Raw genomic sequence first — 19,294 nt, 5'->3', positions numbered from 1 at the left:
ATTTTCAAATCTGCCATTGACATGTAATTGTCATTAGAAAAATTATAACGTTTATTTACAAGCCTTTAAAATGTGGCTATAATCGTTATTCAGGAGGATGGAGTAATTGGAGTACAATCCCTTGAAGCGAAAAGCAATTAGCAAACGCCAGAATTCAAATAATTAGAATATTAAGATCAGTAATAAGAAACTTTCCATAAAGTAGGACAGCAATTACCTTCAATAATCTAGGAGTTATTTGCAAATACACAGGACAATTCTTTTGTATTTAAAAAGTTCATACTTCATAACTTTAAGAACTAAGCTCTAGGATACGAAATACACCATCCTGAAAGTCAATAAAACACATAATTAAAACCCTGCCCTGACTGCCCATTTATGGAATTTAGTTTTCTAGTTGTCAAGTGAATAGTTGATGATGACAGCCAAAGCACGGATTATTTTTAAAAACCCCCTTTTTATCATTTTTTAATGTTGAAAAGGTTTAAAAAATTCAAATGTTATTTTAGTTATTTAAAGGGGCATTGATAATTTATATATTGAGATAATAAATTTGTTTTAGTCGTTTCCATTTTCCCATTTTACTTCCTCACCTTGCGGATCTGCACCACCTTGAGCCTGAGTAATCGGAGCAGTTTCCTGATTGATGTGATAAATATAAGCTGCAATTTTCTCTGCATCTCTTCCTGTAATCGTTCCTTCTTTAATCAAAGGACGCATTGTAGGATTGTTAGGCGAACCGTTTTCCAGCATCCAGATTACATTTTTGAAAAGGCTTTTTTGTTGTATGTTGATCCATTGAGTATCTGTTAAATTAGGTCCGATTCCACCTTTTCCGTTTTCACCGTGACAGGTTACGCAGTTTGTTTTAAATAATTCCTGACCTTCTGCGATATTATCTGCGCTGTATTTTGCATTTTCGAGAGTAATCTGAGGAGCTGTTTTTTCAAATTCTTCGATGGAAGCGAGCATTGTTTTGGTTTCATGATTCAATTCAGCTTCAGGATGGGCGTAATCGGTGAACGCAAAAGCCGTTAAATACACCACACAGAAAATACATCCGAAGTAAAATAAGCCGATCCACCATTTTGGAAGCGAGTTGTCAAGCTCTGTAATTCCGTCGAAACCATGATCGATTAAAATATCTTTTTCCTCAGTCACCGACTGTTTTTTGAATGCCGAATTCCAAAGTTTCTGAAAATAAGGCGTGTTTTTATCCTTTACATATTCTGCTTTTTCTTCATCTGATAATTTGGTGAAATTTTGATTTTCAATTAAATCTCCGATAGAATTCATGATTAATAGCAAAATGATTGCAATTAACATCAGTCCCCAGAAAAACGGGGAAGAAAAATATCCTGAATCTTGTGCGAACATTTCGAACGCCATGATCGTCAAACCTATTGTAAGAAGGATGTATACTGAAATGGGAGTTCTTGTTTTCATTGTAATAAATTTAAATTATTCTGCACTTGCTGTTTGAATTTGGGTGGTTTTGATATCTGTTCCCAATCTTTGTAGATAAGCGATCATAGCTACAATTTCTCTTTGCTCAAGCGGAACGAATGATGGTCCTTTCGTGGTTTTATCTTTTTCTATTTGCTCTTTAACATCATTGGATTCGGTGTAAATTCTTTGTACAATACCTTTTGCCTGATTGTCTGCCCATTGATTGGCGGAATCTATCTCAGCTTTTGAATAGGGAACATCGAAATAATTTTTCATTAATTTCATTTTATCCACCATTTTCGTTTTGTCTAATTTATTCTTGATAAGCCAAGGAAAACGCGGCATTATTGATCCTGCAGAAGTAATTCTCGGGTTGTACATGTGTTTAAAATGCCATGAATCAGGGTTTCTTCCTCCTTCTCTCTGTAAATCAGGTCCTGTTCTTTTTGATCCCCAAAGAAAAGGTCTGTCATAAATGAATTCTCCAGCTTTAGAGTATTGTCCGTTTTTCCCTTCAAATCTTACAATTTCATCACGGAAAGGTCTTATCATTTGTGAGTGACAGGCGTTACAGCCTTCGCGAACGTATAAATCCCTGCCTTCTAATTCTAACGGAGAATAAGGCTTTACCGCTGAAATTGTAGGAACACTTTGTTTTAAAGTTAAGGTGGGAATAATTTCTACCAAACCTCCGATAGCGACTGTGATTAAAGCTAGTATTGCCATTATTCTCGGAGTTCTCTCGATCCAAAGGTGGATTCCTTCGCCTTCTTTTCTGGCAGTTCCGATATTTGCCAGAGCTGGAGCTTCCGCCGGAACATTTTTTTGGAATGACCCTTTTCTGACGGTTTTAATAACATTTACAACCATTAAAATGGCACCTGAAAGATAAAACAGACCTCCCAAAAATCTCATTTTATAATATGGAATGATTGCAGTTACCGTATCCAGCCAGTTTTTCCAAACTAAAGTTCCATCCGGATTGAATTGTTTCCACATTAATCCTTGTGTGAATCCTGAAATATACATAGGGACAGCATAGAAAATAATTCCTAAAGTTCCCAGCCAAAAATGCCAGTTGGCTAATTTTTTTGACCAAATTTCGGTTCTCCACATTACAGGAGTAAGATAATAAACGATACCGAACGCCATAAAACCATTCCATCCCAATGCTCCAATATGTACGTGACCGATAACCCAGTCTGTGTAATGACCAATTTTATTTAAAGATTTTGTTGCTAAAAGCGGTCCTTCAAATGTTGCCATACCATAGCAAGTCACAGCTACAACAAAGAATTTCAAGATCGGATTTTCTCTTACTTTATCCCAAGCTCCTCTTAAAGTTAAAAGTCCATTCAACATTCCTCCCCAAGATGGAGCGATCAACATAATGGAGAAACCTGTTCCCACCGCTTGAGCCCATGCCGGAAGAGCAGTATATTGTAAGTGATGCGGTCCTGCCCACAGGTAAACGAAGATCAAAGACCAGAAGTGAATAATTGATAATTTATAGGAAAATACGGGTCTGTCCGCAGCTTTTGGTAAGAAATAATACATTAACCCTAAAACCGGAGTCGTCAAGACAAAAGCAACCGCATTGTGACCGTACCACCACTGAACCAACGCATCTTTCGCTCCTGCGTACACAGAATATGATTTCCATGAAGTGAAAGATAACGGGATTTCAAGATTATTAAAGATATGAAGCATTGCTACAGCAAGCCATGTTCCCATGTAAAACCAAATGGCTACGTAAAGGTGTCTCACTCTTCTTTTCGCTATCGTTCCGAACATATTGATCCCGAAAACTACCCACGAAATGGTAATTAAAATATCAATCGGCCATTCGTGTTCTGCATATTCTTTTGATGTATTGATTCCCATTAAGAAAGTGATGACTACAGAAATAATCATAATTTGCCAAGTCCAGAAGTGAATCCAAGATAAGGTATCGCTGTACATTCTTGTCTTTAATAATCGCTGCATACTATAATAAGCACCACAGAAAAAGGAATTACAGACAAATGCAAAAATTACTGCACTCGTATGCAACATTCTGATCCTTCCGAAGCCTAAAGCTCCTTGTGTATTAATCAATCCCTGAATATTTCCAGATGCCAAACTTTTAATGGTTGTATCATCTGTTCCGAATAAAAATTCCGGAAGTTCAGGATAAAAAAGCATCAGCGCAGCGGTAAGTCCGAGTAAAAAACCGACTATACCGAATGCAATTGTAGCATAGAGAAATGCTCTGACAATATTATTGTCATAATTAAATTGTTGCGTCTCCATAATTCCTATGTATTGTACTGAGGTGATATTTTTCGTTAAAACAAAAGTTTATAAGTAAATTTTTAACTCAGGTTTTAAATATCATGTACTATGATAATGTTTTGACAAAGGTATTCACTAACTTTGGGTAAGTCTAATAGATATACTTCTAAAATATACCGAAAACTACTAAAGCCAAAAGAGATGAAAATATGTGGACAAAATATCAGGAAAATGAGGAGAAGTAAGGATTTTACTCAGGAATATATGGCTTTCGAAATGGGAATTTCACAAAAAGCGTATTCTGATATCGAAAATTCTAAAGTGAAGATAAATCTTGAAACCCTTACGAAGATCTCAGATATTCTTGAAATTAAACCTTCCGAAATATGCAGTATTTCTCATAAATGTACCGATGATTTTGAAGATAAATACCATGGGCTTTTAGAGCATATGAAAAAGAATAATATTTCTATACCTAAAGAATATCTATAAGAAACTATAATTAATAAGGCTGTTTCATTTGAAAAAGCCTTATTAATTCCATTGTTCTGCTCTTTATCTTTTACACTTTTCATCTCTTTTCCTTAATAATGTATTGTTCCTCTTACATAATTTTATCCAGAAATGAAGAACCATTCATTATATCACGGATTAAAAATGAAAATCCTATGTGTATATTGATAAAAAAACAAAAGCCAAATTTACAGGCAATTCTAAAATAATACGGATAATTAATGCTAAAATCGAAAACGCTGATGTCTCTCTAAAAAATGAATTTGTCACTATATCATTTCATCAGCCCTTATTTCTGTTCCTCAGTCTCACAAGCTATATTTTTTTTTGAAATTACTTTTTGTCTCTTGATCAATTTCTTGTAAGGTCTTTTTTACCACAACAGCTCCAATCAATTATCTCGTTTTCGAAAAAATACAATTTCTTACCATTTTTATAGCAGGGAATTTTTCTGTTTCTTACCCGTTGTAATCTTAACAGGAACCGCAGGATCAGTTTGATTATTGAGTAATAATTTCAACTCTACCATTTCTGAAATGAGATACGATACCATTTTGGGCAGGTTATTAAAGTTAACATCATTGGCATCCATAGCGCGAATCTTTTAAATCATAAATTGATAGTTTTATCTACGTAATACTCCTCCAGTACTATCGCACTTGCAGCAGTATTTTTCTTTTCATCAACGACTTTTGCATAGATTTGGGCCGTTTTGACATCAGTGTGTCCCAGCATTTTACTTACCATATAAATATCTGTTCCTTTTTTAAGCGGTAAGGTAGGAAACGTGTAGCGAAAAAAATGAAACGTTATGTACTTACTAATGCCTGCTGACTCACTCCATTTTTAGCGGTCGGGAAATCCATGACGGATCCGGCAAGCCTTCAAAAACAAGACTTTGTGGATGGTCTGGTTTTCCACATAAGTCAAAATCGTGCTTTGAGATTAGCATATATTCAACTGCCTTTCTTTTTTTTGGTAAAATTTACCCGTATCTGCTGATCATCAAAACTGATCTCTTCGCATCGCAGTTTTTGAATATCATAATGTCGTAATCCAGTAACAGCTGAAAATAAAGCAGTCCTTTTTATAACATTATTCCTAAAGGAAGTCTTCACGAGCTTATTAAGCAGATATTATCAAATACTCACGTCTTAACTGCTGTTTAGAAATTCCTTTATTTTTGCAGAAAGATCGGAAGTAATGTTGTCGTCAATAAAAGCCTGTTTTAAAAAAGCTTTAAAGATGGGAAAATAGGTAGAGGCTGTATTTCTTGAAATTACGTTTTTCTTTTCATTAGACTTAGCTGAAGACAACAAAAATGTTTTAAAACCTTCTGCTATTTTAACATCCACATCTTTATTAGATAAATGTTTTAATTTACACTCTTTTAAGATAAAATTTCTCTATTTATTAAAGGTTACCAAGAGATTTTTGTACAGCTCATGTGGGAGAAACATTTATTCAATAACCACAAAAAAAGGTATTACTACAAAATATAGTAATACCAAAAAAAATATACATAATATTCAGACCATGTATTTCAGTTTATAAAATAATACTTTTAGTAAAGATTACAATATATAGACATTTGCTTAAATTGTTTTCGCTTCTAATGTATTACTATTTCCGGATTGCTGTTTATAATAACCGGAGTTTAAGTTAGCTCTGATTTCTTTAAATACAGCAATTGTCGTTTCTACATCTTCCAAAGTATGAACAGCAGTAGGAATCAATCGTAAAATGATTATTCCTTTCGGTACAACAGGATAAACCACCATAGAGCAAAACAGCTGGTGGGTTTCGCGTAAATCCCGAACCAACGCTGTCGCTTCTTCTATAGTTCCATTGAGATAAACTGGGGTTACCGGAGAATTTGTATTACCAATATCAAAACCTGCTTTAGTTAAGCCTTTTTGTAAACTGTGGGTTATTTTCCAAAGCTTTTCTCTAAGTTCTGGTGTTGTACGCATTAATTCCAATCTTTTTAAAGCACCGAATACCATCGGCATTGGTAATGCTTTAGCAAATATTTGAGACCGCATATTATACTTTAGAAATGAGATTGTTTCTTTCGTACTGGCAATAAAAGCTCCAATACCAGCAAATGATTTTGCAAACGTTCCAAAATAAAAATCGATGCCATCTTGCACCTCTTGCTCTTCACCCGTGCCTGCTCCAGTCTTTCCTAAGCAACCAATACCATGAGCATCATCTACCAATAAAGAAAAGTTAAACTTTTTCTTCAGAGCAACAACCTCTTTCAGTTTTCCCTGATCTCCACGCATTCCAAAAACACCTTCTGTTATCACCAATATGGCTCCTTTTGTTTCAGATACTATTTTGTTTGCGCGTTCCAATTGCTTCTCACAATTCTCTATATCATTGTGCTTAAAAACAAAATGTTTCCCCAGATGCAAACGTATTCCATCAATAATACAAGCATGGGATTCAGCATCATAAACAATTACATCCTTTCGATCCACCAAACTATCAATGATTGATACCATCCCCTGATAACCGTAATTTAGTAAAAAGGCATCTTCTTTCTGAACATAATCGGCTATTTTTTCTTCAAATTCTTCATGCAACTTCGTATTTCCACTCATCATCCTTGCTCCCATAGGATAAGCAAGACCATAGTTCCTGGTTCCTTCAATATCCGCCTGTCTAACTTCAGGATGATTAGCCAAGCCTAAATAATTATTCAGACTCCAAACCAGTTTTTTCTTTCCATTAAAAAACATGCTATTACCAATCTCTCCTTCAAGCGTGGGATAGGCATAATATCCGTGTGCATAATGAGCATGATTTCCCAGAGGGCCAAGACGGGTTTTTATTTTATCTACTATATTCATTTCTTGAAAAATGTTTTTATAATTATAATTACTTTGAATTAATAGTTTCAGATAGTTTTCTTTAAGAGAGAAAATGGAGTTTATCTTTTCCAAAACTGAGTTAAGATACTTTTTTCCAAAAACTTAAAAATCCATTGCAGGCAGAATCTACCAAGTCAAAGTTCCTCGGGATTTCGTCCCATTTACTCCAATACGTAACTAAGCGGGTTCCAACGGGAGTTTTATTTAATTGTTCTTTTACATAATCTGAATAAGAATGATATAATTCACTGTCAGGAAGTATTGTCTTGTCAATCGGAGATGAAGTATCTATATTTTCAAAAAAGGAATTAAAAAAATAGAAGGATTCATAATCAGAAAAGCAAATTTCATTGATATTGGAATTGATAAATTTTACATTCTTGATATTATGCCGGTCTGCTATTTTCCTTGATATTTTAGTCAGGGAAGATCTCTGCTCCACTCCATAAAAAAATCCCTCTGTAGAAGCTGCACCCACTAGACAAAACTTTCCTGCACCCGCACCAATATCAAGTACCTTCTTACCCGATTTTTCCGCCAAGTATTCTGCTGCCATTTTAGCAACTGCAACGGGAGTCCAGTGTTTTTCTGCTACTGCCTGTATATTCGAAGGATATATTTCATTAAAAACGGCATCCTTTACATCAATATTCTGTCTAAGCTGTTTAAAAATCATTTTGTTATTTCTCTATAATCATTATACGTTAAAAATTCATCCGTTGAGATATGGGTTGAAAGAATAAAAAGCCAGCAGTTATAAGGATCTGTGTTAATATGCGAAGGCTTTAGGGTTGCATTTTGATTTACTTCCATAATTTTACAATCACAGGGAGCTAAGAGCTGAAAAGTCTTATTAATTCCATAAACAGCTCCCCAAGGATCTTCTTTTCTTATGGCTTCTTGCGGGCTAAATTCAATCAGGTGAATTTCTCCTATCTCCTTTTGAGCAAAATCTGTAATACCTATACAGAAATCATATAATCCTATTTTTCTTAACCATAAATGATTTTCAGTATAATAAAGATTTTTGGGAACAAGCATACAATGAGTTAATCTATTTTTTAACAAATGGAACCGCAACAACAACAGCCTTAACGGGTTTATTTCTAATATTAATAAAAACTTCACTTCCAGGCTTAGTATTTTCAACACAGACATATCCCATCCCTATCCCTTTTTTGAGTGTAGGGGAGAGCGTTCCGGAGGTAACTGTTCCAATTATTTGATGCTGATGATCCCAAATTTCATACCCGTGGCGAGGAATCCCTTTGTCTTCAATTTCAAAACCAACCAGCTTTTTAGTAACTCCTTTTTCTTTTTGAATTTTTAAGAATCCACTATAAACAAAATCTTTAGTAAATTTTGTTATCCCACCCAGGCCAGCTTCCAATGGTGAAGTAAAATCATTAATATCATTTCCATAAAGGCAATACCCCATTTCAAGACGCAGTGTATTTCTTGCAGCCAATCCTATTGGCTCAATACCTTCCTCTTTTCCCGCTCCAAATATAGCTCCCCATAAATGGGCTGCATATTTATTTTCTACATAGATTTCAAATCCTGATTCTCCTGTATATCCTGTTGCTGAGATTAGAACATTCGGAATATAGGCGAATTCACCGATGGTGAAAGTATAAGATTCTAGTTCTTTTAAATTAATATCCGTCAGCTTTTGTAAGACTTCTACCGATTTCGGTCCCTGAACGGCCAATAAAGAAACTGAATCTGAAATATTGGTTACTTCTGCTCCAAAAGAATTATGTCTTTTGATCCAATCCAAATCTTTTTGTATGTTGGAGGCGTTAACTACCAGCAGATAATCGTTTTTGCTTATTTTATATACCAGCAAATCATCAATAAGTCCGCCGATATCATTGGGCATACAGCTGTATTGTACTTTTCCCGGATAAAGCTTTGATACATCGTTAGAAGTGATTTTTTGGATTAATTCCAAAGAACCTTTTCCCTGTATTGAAATCTCGCCCATATGAGAAACGTCAAAAACTCCAATACCACGTCTTACCATTTCATGTTCATGAGTGACTCCTTTGTACTGAACAGGCATTTCATACCCGGCATATTCAATCATTTTCCCTCCAAGAACATGATGCATCGCATTAAATGCCGTTTTCTTTAGTTTTTTAGTTGTCATTTATTATAATCCTATTAAACATGTATACGTGTCAGGTCTCAACAGCCATTCCATATCAAAAAGATTCGCAATTTTTATTTTAATCATCCATCCTTCTCCATAAGGGTCAGAGTTTACCAGTTCAGAATTTATTTCTAATTTGGGGTTAATTTCCAGTATCTTTCCGGCAATGGGCAAGAAAAGGTCAGATACTGTCTTTACAGCTTCAACTGTTCCAAATATCTCATGTTGTTTTAAAACTTCCCCAAGGGTTTCTATTTCAACATACACTATATCTCCTAATTCACGCTGGGCAAAATCAGTAATTCCGATATAGGCTATATCATTTTCTAATCTAACCCACTCGTGATCTTCAGTGTACAAGAGGTTTTTAGGAATCTTCATTATTGTAGTTCTTTTATTAATTTATATGCTTCTTCAATGAGTTAATCTCAGTTTTGATCAGGGGACCTCCGCTTAATATTTCTTCATCGGCAAAAGACTCAAAAGACTTAAAATTTTGTACAAACTGCTTAGCAAGATGCAAAGCTTTTTCATCATATTCCGACTGGTCGTTCCACGTATTTCCAGGATACAAAATTTCAGATGGTACCCCTTCACATTCTACAGGAATTTGAAGTCCAAATACAGCATCACAAACAAAATCTACATTTTCCAATTTATTTTCGAGTACAGCCGATATCATAGCCCTGGAATACGCTAGCTTCATACGCTCCCCTATACCGTAAGCTCCTCCGGACCAGCCGGTATTAATAAGCCATACCTTGATATTATTTTCTTTTAATTTTTTCCCTAACAGTTCTGCATATTGTGTGGGATGAAGCGGCAGAAAAGGTTTTCCAAAACATGCTGAAAATGTGGTCTGAGGTTCTGTAATTCCAGCTTCGGTTCCTGCCACTTTTGCAGTATATCCTGAGATAAAATGATACATAGCCTGCCCTACTGACAATTTTGATATGGGAGGAAGAACTCCAAAAGCATCACAGGTTAAAAAGAATATATTATTAGGAGTTTTACCTATGGAAGAATGCACTGCATTATCGATAAAGTCAATAGGATAAGCCGCTCTAGTGTTTTCTGTGACTGAAACGTTGTCATAGTCAACAATATCGGTTCCCTCAAAAAAGCGCACATTCTCAAGCAAAGTTCCGGAGCGAACGGCGGAAAATATCTGCGGCTCTTTTTCCTTGCTCAGGCCTATACATTTGGCATAACATCCACCTTCAAAATTAAAAACATTTTCATGATCCCAGCCATGTTCATCATCACCGATTAGCTTTCTTGAAGGATCCGCAGAGAGCGTAGTTTTCCCTGTTCCGGAAAGACCAAAAAATACAGATGTATCCCCATTTGCTCCTATGTTAGCAGAGCAGTGCATGGGCAGTACATTTTTTTCAAATGGTAAAATATAATTTAATACTGTAAAAATTCCCTTCTTGATTTCTCCGGTATACCCGCTTCCTCCAATAAGGATTATTTTCCTGGTGAAATTGATAATGGTGAAATTATGCTGACGGGTCTTATGGATTTCAGGAATTGCTTTAAACTCGGGAGCATTAAGGATCAGCCATTCATGTTGAAAGGTTTCCAATTCCGCTTCTGTAGGTCTCAAAAAAAGATTGTTCACAAACAAATTTGACCATGCTGTCTCAGTAATAACTTTTATGTTCAACCTATATTCAGGCTTTGCACAAGCGTAGGCATCCCTAATATAAATATCTCGGTCTGAAAGGTGGGTTATAACGCTGTCATACAACCTTTCAAAATCTTCAGGAAAAAAAGGATGATTAACTTCTCCCCACCAAATGGAATTTTTGGTTGTATCGTCCATCACAATATATTTATCCTTCGGAGAACGTCCCGTGAATTCACCGGTATCACAAGCCAAAGCTCCTGACCTTGTGATACTCCCTTGGCCGGTTTTTAATGTCTGAGATATCAGTTGAGGCACGGATAAATTCCAATAAACTTCTTTACTGGGTACAATTCCAATATTTCTTAGAGATTTTAAATATTCCATAAATCAATGCAGATTTGTTATGTTCACAAAAGTAGGGGCTTTGCAAGGAAAAATAAATGACGTACACCTTTTCTAAACTTGATTTAAGTCAAATTTATATTGTCTTAAAATTGCTTAATTTAGTAAACCATGATTTCAAAGTTTATTTTTAATAGTCAATATCTTTTTGAGGAGCTTTCCCCATATGATAAGGAAATGCTTCAAAAGGTAATGCAGGTTAAAAATTACCGTAAAAATGAAGCCATATTTACTGAAGGGACTATTCCTAATGGGATATTTTTTTTAAAAGAGGGTAAAGTAAAAAAGTATAAGGTGGACAATGATGGCAGGGAACAGATTATTTACATCTATAATGCTGGAGAATTTTTTGGATATTCAGCGATATTAAGCAATGATTCCTATGGAGATACAACCCAGGCCATAGAAAATTCTGCTATTGCTTTTATCCCCAAAGAGGATTTTTTGAATATTCTTGATCAGTCGAAAGTATTTTCAACATTGCTTCTCAAAAGCCTTAGCCATGAATTCAGTGTAATGGCTAATCTTATGACCGTTTTATCCCAACGGACGGTCAGGGAGCGTGTGGCGCTAAGCTTGTTAATCCTTCATAAAAAATATAGATTAAATGATTGGGAAGATAAGATATATATCACTCTTTCCAGAACAGATCTTGCCAATATGGTAGGAACAGCCAATGAAACATTAGCCCGTATACTTCATGATTTCCGTGAGGATCATCTTATCACAATGGAAGGAAGAAAAATACAATTGACAGATTTGGAAAGCCTAATCCGAATTGCTAATATTAATAGATAATTTTTTTTGCGCTCTATGGCTTCTGATGGCCTGCAAGAAATAATTTTGTCTTTCAAATTCATAGCTTACAATTAACCTAAAGGAATTATTCATGTTTAGACACAAAGGGAAAGGACGAACATATTCCCATAATTTAAAACTGGCTTCTATTCTGTCTTGCGTTGCAGGGTTAGTGAATATCACGGGGGTTCTTGCTGTAAGTACCCTAACCACAAATGTAACGGGACACTTTGCCTATTTCTCGGAACAACTATTTGTAAGGAATTTTAAAATGGCATTTATTTATTTGTTGTATATCCTGTTTTTCCTATTTGGAGCCTTTGTTTCAGGGGTTATCATGGAATGGGCCTCAAAATATAAATCCCATACCTCTTATATCATTCCCCTATCTGTTGAAATTGGGATCATGCTTTTCGTAGGTCTTTCACCCGAACTCTTATCTGATCGTCCTTCTATACCGCTAATAATTTCTTCGGCATTGCTTTTTGCGATGGGACTACAAAATGCTCTTGTTACCCGCGTTTCTCAGTCCGTAGTAAGAACCACCCATCTCACAGGACTCTTTACAGATCTGGGAATCGAGTTGTCACTACTGCTTTTTCATGGGGGAAAAGGAAGAAGAATACAATTAAACAAAAGCATTTTTTTAAAGCTTATGATCATCAGTTGTTTCTTTTTGGGCGGAATACTTGGAGCACTTGTATATCAGCATTTTCAATTGAAAACTCTCCTTATTCCCGCAAGTCTACTATTATTTGCCTTATGGTATGACGAGTTATTATTCCGGTACTATCACCTGAAAAGAAAATTGAGATAGTTTTATTTTTCTTGTTTCTTGTTTTAAATATTTTGAAAAATATAATCAACGACAGATTAAGCTACTTTATTTTCATGTCCAACAGGAACAAAAATATAAGCTATGACATTTTCCAGAGTAGAAAAAAAGTTCCGGATCTCTAAGATTGAAGACCTGCGTAACTCGCCATGTATCTGGGGAGGAGTAATGAACGCATTGTCCTCTCCCGAAGGGTTTGTAGTTTTAAATGTATAATTTCCTGGTCCAGGAGATATTGGAAAAACATGCATTATTGTAGTTAAAGTAATGGACTTCCATGATACACTTCCAAAAGCGTCAGAAGTCAATACCTACCGATTTGTTTGGGAACCATTATCTTGCTCCATAGAATAAAGATCATACTGCATCATTCCTTCAATATCCGCAACATTCAGCAGATTATACGCGTATTTGCTCAAAAATATTAGTCTAAATGAAATAAGGCTGTCTCAAAGGTAAATTATTACGCTGAGAATTTCCTAAATGACAAAATTTGTCACATAGGAAGTCAGAGAGAGGGTACTTTGAGATAGCCTCTATTAAGGGGCTAATGATTGAGCGTTAGCCGGCACCGAAGCCATATCACTATCGTGGTGTGCACAAATACCAATGTTTTTGTCATTATATATCTAAGCTCTGTCATGCCTTATTGTTACCATCAATACTATTAAAATAAATTGTAGCAGAGAAAGCTATGGCTTTGCGATTTCCAGAACCATTCTGCCGCTGATATCTCCCTTTTTCATCTCATCAAAAACGGTATTGATATCTTCGAGTCTGGCTGTTTTTACAGTAGCCTTCACCTTTCCTTCAACGGCAAAAGCAATGGCTTCTTCCATATCTTTACGTGTTCCCACAATGGAACCCCGGATCGTGGTTCCATTGATCACCGTGTCGAAAATCGAGAGGTCAAAGGTACCTGCAGGTAGTCCGTTTAAGGAAAGTACCCCTTTACGTCGAAGTGCACCGAGCGCCTGATTAAATGCAGTTGTCGATGGTGCTGTCACCAGCATGCCATGCATCCCACCGGTCTCTTTCTTAAGGAACGATCCTGGATCATTTTCTTTAGCATTTACGGTGATATCTGCCCCTAATTCTTTGGCCAGTTTTAATTTATCATCGGCAATATCAATCGCTGCCACGTGCAGGCCCATCGCTTTGGCATACTGAATGGCAAGATGTCCCAGTCCCCCAATTCCGGAAATGCCTACCCATTCCCCCGGTTTGGCATAGGTTTCTTTCAGACCTTTGTAAACAGTAACACCTGCACAAATAATTGGTGCCATTTCTGCAAAATTAATACCTGAAGGAAAACGGGCAACATATCTTGCATCGGCGACCACATATTCGGCAAAACCACCATCTACACTGTAGCCTCCGTTTTTCTGACTTTCACAAAGGGTTTCCCAGCCCGTGTAGCAATAGTCGCAACATCCGCAGGCACTATATAACCATGGTACACCGACAATATCACCCTCTTTAATGTTTTTTACACTATTTCCTAAGGCAACAACATACCCTATCGCCTCGTGTCCGGGAACCAGAGGCATCTTTGGTTTGGCAGGCCAGTCTCCTTCACAGGCGTGCAGATCGGTATGGCAAACACCACAGGCAATGACCTTCACTAATATTTCATTGTCTCCCGGTTCTCTCACCGGCATTTCTTCAATTTGTAATGGCTCTCCAAAAGCGTGGATCACCGCTGCTTTCATTTTTTTTGGTATCATAATTTATAGAGTTCTAGAGCAGAAGGCTTTATTGATAGTAAAGCCATATGCTGAATTAAAGGTTAAATTGGAAAATAAGAAAGTATGCTGTTTTGCAGACCCTTACTGTATTAATATGCAGCGTCCGGAGAAGTGGTACGTATCAGTTTTGCATTGACAAATTCGTAGATGGCCGCAGCCGACTGCTCTCTGCCATAGCCCGAGTGTTTAGTTCCGCCGAACGGAAGTTCAGGCGCAATACCTGTGACATGGTTGATGTACACCATCCCTGTATCCATCTGTCTGGCCACACGAATCGCTCTCTCTTGATTGGTGCTGAAGACCGTACCTCCCAGGCCAAAATCTGTAGCATTCGCCAATTCGATAGCTGCATGCTCATCTTTCACCCTGTACATCATCAATACAGGTCCAAAAATCTCTTCGTGATAGGCAGCAAAGCCAGGTTGAATGTCAGTCAGAATCGTAGGTTCCATAAAGGCACCTGCACGGTCAATTCGTTTACCCCCGGTCACTAATTTCGCACCTTGTTCAACCGCCTTCTGAACCTGTCTGATAACATCGTCAACGGCTTTTTCACTGCTCAGGGGCGCAAGATCGGTCAGCTCCTCCATTGGGTCACCTACTTTCAGGGTTGTGAATTTTGCTTTTACTTTTTCCAAAAATTCTTCGGCAACAGCTTCTTCCACAATCACTCTTTTAGGTGATACACAAACCTGGCCGGCATTCCACATACGGCCACGCACAGCTGCTTCAACTGCCTGCTCAATATCAGCGTCATCGAGCACTACAAAAGCATCGCTTCCGCCAAGCTCCAAAGTAGATTTTTTGACGAGCTTGCCGGCCATTGCTGCGATCGCTGACCCTGCAGGTTCGCTGCCGGTAAATGTCACTGCTTTGATCCTTTTATCAGCAAGCAGGCCGGCGGTTTTGCTGCCCGGAATAAATAAATTCTGATAAACACCTTCAGGAAAGTCTGCTTCCAGAAAAATATCTTCCATTGCCTGAGCGCATTGCGGTACATTAGAGGCGTGTTTAAGAAGCATCGTGTTTCCTGCCATTAAATGGGGTGCCGCAGAGCGGGTGATCTGGTAAAAAGGAAAGTTCCAGGGCTGAATACTTAATAAGACGCCAAGCGGCTCGTAACTGATAAATGCCGAGCCCGTTGGTGTTTCCAGGGGCTGATCGGCCAGGAATTTTCCCCCCTGCTCTGCATAATACTCAAAAATATCTGCACACAAAGCGACTTCTACACGGCTTTCTTTAATCAGTTTTCCCATTTCCAAGGTTGCTAATTCTGCAAGGTGATCTAATTTAATTCGCATCAGTTCTGCAACGCGGTGCAATAATTTCGCACGCTCAGACTTTGCGGATTTCTTCCAGCTTTTGAAAGCTTCGTTCGCAAGGTTAATTTTTGATTCAATCTGTTCCTCCGTCATTTCATCAAAAGATTTCACAAGCGCATTATTGAATGGATTTACTGTTTTAATAACTGATGCTGTTCTTATTGTTTCCATATTATTTATTTTAAAAGGTTGAACAAATCTAGAAACAGAAAAGTATACAGAAAATGACCCCCATCACTAATCTTTGTGATCATCAGCAAAGTAAATTAATATCCCAACTAATTATAATCTTACAACGACATTTGACGAACCTAATTAATACAAATTATTGATAATTAAGCGATTACCCGTCTTTAAATAATGAAAAGACATCATGAAAGTCAAGAATTATGGGATTACTGAAATTTAAGATAATCATAAAATATGATGCCAGAGAAGGTGAAAGAACAAAGTGATAAGGATCATTACAAAATGAAATTACCGTCATCTTCTGAACCTTACTCATATTTTACCTTTGGCCTATGAATTTAGATCAACTTCTAATCAAAAATTCGGAGAAATCAATGCGGTACAATCAATACTAATCTCGTATCGTGACGATAAACAAAATTTAAATCATCCTATTTATTATACGAGTAAAATTAATTACGACCACTTCTTCATCGTATAAAATATAAAAAACACAATTAAAACAATAAAATAATATCAAAATGAAAACTACGAAACATCTTATGGCGCTTGGTTTAGTATTAGGAAGTATGTTATTACCACAATTATCAAATGCTCAAAGATTAGCCCAAAAAAGTACGGCCATCACTATTCTCGGAACATCTCCGATGCACGACTGGGAAATGACCGGTACCAATGCAAATTTTTCTGGAACTGTTTCGGGAAATGCAATCACGAATGTGACCTTCACCGTCCCTGTCAGAAATCTAAAGGCAGAAAAGGGAAAGACGATGGAAAAGAAGGCCTATGATGCATTGAAGGCAGAAAAAGCTCCTAACATATCTTTTACGGCTACTTCCATCAATCTTGGAAAAAGCAATGCTACTGGAAAATTAACAATTGCAGGAGCTACTAAAACCGTTGCGTTCCCTATCTCCATTGTGAAAAAAGGAAACACTTATATCATTGACGGATCCGAAACGATCAAAATGTCAGAATTCGGAATGGAACGCCCAGGGTTTATGGGAATCAAAACTGGTGATGTTGTCACCGTAAAAGTAAATGTAGTCGCAGACTAAACTCAAATCAATTAACTGAATAAAATTTAATATCATGAAAAGAAATATATTAAAAGTCGGCTTCATCGCAGCTTTATTAACAGCAACATCCGCAATCGCTCAAGAAGGTAAATTGGACAATTTGAAACCAAGAGACCAACGGGGATTGACGGTATTTGAAAACCCAAAAGATACTGTTTCCACTTTTGATCACTTAAGAGTAAAAGTGGGAGGTGCATTTGCATTACAATTCCAGGGAATAAGACATGAGAATAATGCGACACCGGTAATGGTTAACGGTGTCAATACCACTCAGTTGTACGACATAGGAAATAACATCAACCTCCCAACCGCCAACTTAGACCTGGACGTCGCTTTATATGACGGTGTTAATCTTCACTTGAGAACATTCTTGTCTTCAAGACACCATAACGAAACTTATGTAAAAGGTGGATACTTACAAATTGATAAGTTGGACTTCATCCAAAAAGGTTTTGCAGAGGAGCTAATGAAATATACAACCATCAAAGTAGGTCAGGATCAAATCAACTATGGTGATGCGCAACTAAGAAGAACCGATAATGCTTACGCTATTTTGAATCCGTTTGTCGGAAATTACCTGATGGATGCTTATGCTACATTTCCTTTTGCAGAACTATACTATCGAAGAAACGGCATTATCATAATGGGTGGTGTGACTAACGGAAAACTTAATCAAACCGCTACTGGAGGAACAAGTCCCGGCATTTACGGAAAATTAGGCTATGATAAACAGATTACACAAGACCTAAGAGTAAGACTAACAGGATCTGTCTACAATATTGCAAGAGCGCCAAGACTTGACTTTTACAATGGAGACAGAGCCGGTTCCAGATACTATTTTGTGATGGAAAATACAGCAGCCACTTCTTCTGCTCAAATGAGATCCGGAATGGTAGATCCTGACTTTTCAAATACGATGACTTCATTTATGATCAACCCGTTTCTGAAATATAAAGGATTGGAATTCTTCGGAATCTTCGAATCCGCATCTGGACGTAACCTCGTAGAAACTGATAGAAGAACGTACAACCAATATGCAGCAGAACTTATCTACAGATTCGGAAATACTGAAAACTTATACTTCGGCGGACGGTACAACAAAGTGGACGGAAAACTAATCACCGGAGACGACATCAGTGTAGACCGATATAATATTGGCGGAGGCTGGTTTATGACTAAAAACATCCTTGCAAAATTAGAATATGTCAACCAGAAATACGACGGATATCCAACAACAAACATCCGCAGAGATGGTAAATTTAACGGATTTATGCTGGAAGCTGTAATATCTTTTTAAGTCTTCATTTAACAGAAGCAGAGGAAACTAGTAGTTCCTCTGTTTCTTAAAACTAAAGCTATGAAACCTTTCTATATGGTACTACTTTTCTTATTTTCTACAACAATGATCAATGCTCAGGAAAATTTTGTAAAAATTAATGGCAGTACAAATGTCAGCAGTTTTCAATTTTTCAATACCACATTTAAAAATGACCTTGATTCTTATTCTCTCTCAGAAAAAAATCTACCTAATATCATTTTAAAAGTGAGTGATTTCGACTGCGGCAATAAGATGATGATCAGGGATTTCCGAAAAATGCTGAATGTGGAAAAATATCCTGAGATGACCATCCGATTTCTCAGCCTTACCAAGGATCAGAAAAATCTCCTTGCAGTTATAGAAGTAAAGATTATGAATCAAACTAAGAAATATCACGTAGATTTCATTATACAGAATAACAAACTGATAGGTCGCAAGAGTCTCAAATTCAGTGATTTCAACATCATACCTCCAAAAAAGATGGGCGGAATGATCGTTGTGAAGGACGACCTCGACCTGATATTCAGTCTGGCAATGAGAATTTAGAGACTACTTTTTCATATAATTAAATTTTGCAAAGCAACATCACCCGCTCTAACCGGTGATGTTGTTTTTTTGTTTGACCACGTCGGCAGCCCCGCTCGCTCCCGATCAAAGTTAAACTACCAAGATGTGCATCGATTCAAATAAGACTATGTCG

The 19,294-nt window shown here is 36.9% G+C and carries 18 protein-coding genes; 6 read left to right on the top strand and 12 right to left on the bottom strand.

Features of this window, described 5'->3' with window-relative positions; translation table 11 throughout:
* Nucleotides 1-558: 558 nt before the first annotated feature.
* Both J3D55_RS11190 and ccoN read right to left on the bottom strand, forming a co-directional pair.
* Nucleotides 559-1,446 carry a cbb3-type cytochrome c oxidase N-terminal domain-containing protein gene (locus tag J3D55_RS11190; protein WP_259131104.1) on the bottom strand — a complete coding sequence of 296 codons (888 nt, stop codon included), beginning with the start codon at nucleotides 1,444-1,446 and terminating at the stop codon, nucleotides 559-561.
* A gap of 15 nt (nucleotides 1,447-1,461) precedes the next feature.
* Nucleotides 1,462-3,741 (bottom strand): cytochrome-c oxidase, cbb3-type subunit I, encoded by a 2,280-nt coding sequence (ccoN, locus tag J3D55_RS11185; protein WP_259131103.1) that lies wholly within the window; start codon nucleotides 3,739-3,741, stop codon nucleotides 1,462-1,464.
* A 213-nt stretch (nucleotides 3,742-3,954) separates the two neighbouring features.
* Between ccoN and J3D55_RS11180 the strand changes: the two genes are divergently transcribed.
* Nucleotides 3,955-4,215 carry a helix-turn-helix domain-containing protein gene (locus tag J3D55_RS11180; RefSeq protein ID WP_374759487.1) on the top strand — a complete coding sequence of 87 codons (261 nt, stop codon included), beginning with the start codon at nucleotides 3,955-3,957 and terminating at the stop codon, nucleotides 4,213-4,215.
* A gap of 630 nt (nucleotides 4,216-4,845) precedes the next feature.
* Here the strand turns inward: J3D55_RS11180 and J3D55_RS11175 are convergent.
* The 8 genes from J3D55_RS11175 to pckA all read right to left on the bottom strand — a co-directional run bounded on the left by J3D55_RS11175 (nucleotide 4,846) and on the right by pckA (nucleotide 11,287).
* Entirely contained in the window at nucleotides 4,846-5,049 is a 204-nt protein-coding gene (locus J3D55_RS11175) for a tyrosine-type recombinase/integrase (protein ID WP_259135089.1), read from the bottom strand.
* A gap of 341 nt (nucleotides 5,050-5,390) precedes the next feature.
* Entirely contained in the window at nucleotides 5,391-5,591 is a 201-nt protein-coding gene (locus tag J3D55_RS11170) for a phage integrase SAM-like domain-containing protein (RefSeq protein ID WP_259131100.1), read from the bottom strand.
* A gap of 240 nt (nucleotides 5,592-5,831) precedes the next feature.
* Nucleotides 5,832-7,094 (bottom strand): aminotransferase class I/II-fold pyridoxal phosphate-dependent enzyme, encoded by a 1,263-nt coding sequence (locus J3D55_RS11165; RefSeq protein WP_259135087.1) that lies wholly within the window; start codon nucleotides 7,092-7,094, stop codon nucleotides 5,832-5,834.
* Between the two features lie 100 nt (nucleotides 7,095-7,194).
* Nucleotides 7,195-7,791, bottom strand: a complete 597-nt coding sequence (locus tag J3D55_RS11160; protein WP_259131098.1) for a methyltransferase domain-containing protein — start codon at nucleotides 7,789-7,791, stop codon at nucleotides 7,195-7,197.
* The gene (locus J3D55_RS11155) at nucleotides 7,788-8,156 is read right to left on the bottom strand and encodes a glycine cleavage system protein H (protein ID WP_259131096.1); all 369 of its coding nucleotides are present in this window, start codon (nucleotides 8,154-8,156) and stop codon (nucleotides 7,788-7,790) included. Before J3D55_RS11155 ends, J3D55_RS11160 begins: the two co-directional genes overlap by 4 nt.
* 13 nt (nucleotides 8,157-8,169) lie before the next feature.
* On the bottom strand, nucleotides 8,170-9,267 hold the full coding sequence (gene gcvT / locus J3D55_RS11150; RefSeq protein WP_259131095.1) for a glycine cleavage system aminomethyltransferase GcvT: 1,098 nt from the start codon (nucleotides 9,265-9,267) through the stop codon (nucleotides 8,170-8,172).
* Nucleotides 9,268-9,270: 3 nt separating this feature from the next.
* Nucleotides 9,271-9,651 (bottom strand): glycine cleavage system protein GcvH, encoded by a 381-nt coding sequence (gene gcvH / locus J3D55_RS11145; RefSeq protein WP_259131093.1) that lies wholly within the window; start codon nucleotides 9,649-9,651, stop codon nucleotides 9,271-9,273.
* Between the two features lie 16 nt (nucleotides 9,652-9,667).
* Nucleotides 9,668-11,287, bottom strand: a complete 1,620-nt coding sequence (gene pckA, locus J3D55_RS11140; RefSeq protein ID WP_259131092.1) for a phosphoenolpyruvate carboxykinase (ATP) — start codon at nucleotides 11,285-11,287, stop codon at nucleotides 9,668-9,670.
* Nucleotides 11,288-11,416: 129 nt separating this feature from the next.
* Here pckA and J3D55_RS11135 point away from each other — a divergent pair, with 129 nt between their 5' ends.
* Nucleotides 11,417-12,103: a Crp/Fnr family transcriptional regulator gene (locus J3D55_RS11135; protein WP_259131091.1), complete on the top strand. Its 687-nt coding sequence runs from the start codon at nucleotides 11,417-11,419 to the stop codon at nucleotides 12,101-12,103.
* Nucleotides 12,104-12,194: 91 nt separating this feature from the next.
* Nucleotides 12,195-12,920, top strand: a complete 726-nt coding sequence (locus J3D55_RS11130) for a YoaK family protein (protein WP_259131088.1) — start codon at nucleotides 12,195-12,197, stop codon at nucleotides 12,918-12,920.
* Between the two features lie 710 nt (nucleotides 12,921-13,630).
* Here the strand turns inward: J3D55_RS11130 and adhP are convergent.
* Nucleotides 13,631-14,665 (bottom strand): alcohol dehydrogenase AdhP, encoded by a 1,035-nt coding sequence (gene adhP, locus J3D55_RS11125; protein WP_259131087.1) that lies wholly within the window; start codon nucleotides 14,663-14,665, stop codon nucleotides 13,631-13,633.
* Between the two features lie 110 nt (nucleotides 14,666-14,775).
* Nucleotides 14,776-16,179 carry an NAD-dependent succinate-semialdehyde dehydrogenase gene (locus J3D55_RS11120; protein WP_259131086.1) on the bottom strand — a complete coding sequence of 468 codons (1,404 nt, stop codon included), beginning with the start codon at nucleotides 16,177-16,179 and terminating at the stop codon, nucleotides 14,776-14,778.
* A 539-nt stretch (nucleotides 16,180-16,718) separates the two neighbouring features.
* On the opposite strand from J3D55_RS11120, the gene J3D55_RS11115 reads away from it, so the two are divergent.
* Genes J3D55_RS11115 through J3D55_RS11105 form a run of 3 tightly spaced genes read left to right on the top strand, consistent with a single transcriptional unit; the run spans nucleotide 16,719 to nucleotide 19,140 of the window.
* Nucleotides 16,719-17,255 carry a YceI family protein gene (locus tag J3D55_RS11115; protein ID WP_259131084.1) on the top strand — a complete coding sequence of 179 codons (537 nt, stop codon included), beginning with the start codon at nucleotides 16,719-16,721 and terminating at the stop codon, nucleotides 17,253-17,255.
* 34 nt (nucleotides 17,256-17,289) lie between these two features.
* Nucleotides 17,290-18,573 (top strand): hypothetical protein, encoded by a 1,284-nt coding sequence (locus tag J3D55_RS11110; protein WP_259131083.1) that lies wholly within the window; start codon nucleotides 17,290-17,292, stop codon nucleotides 18,571-18,573.
* A gap of 60 nt (nucleotides 18,574-18,633) precedes the next feature.
* Complete coding sequence (locus tag J3D55_RS11105; RefSeq protein WP_259131081.1) at nucleotides 18,634-19,140, top strand: YceI family protein; 507 nt, start codon at nucleotides 18,634-18,636, stop codon at nucleotides 19,138-19,140.
* Nucleotides 19,141-19,294: the final 154 nt, after the last annotated feature.

Source organism: Chryseobacterium ginsenosidimutans (genome assembly GCF_024807225.1).
Lineage (GTDB): Bacteria > Bacteroidota > Bacteroidia > Flavobacteriales > Weeksellaceae > Chryseobacterium > Chryseobacterium ginsenosidimutans.
The sequence above is the reverse complement of the archived record's forward strand: the minus strand, read 5'-3'. Positions and strand labels throughout refer to the sequence as shown.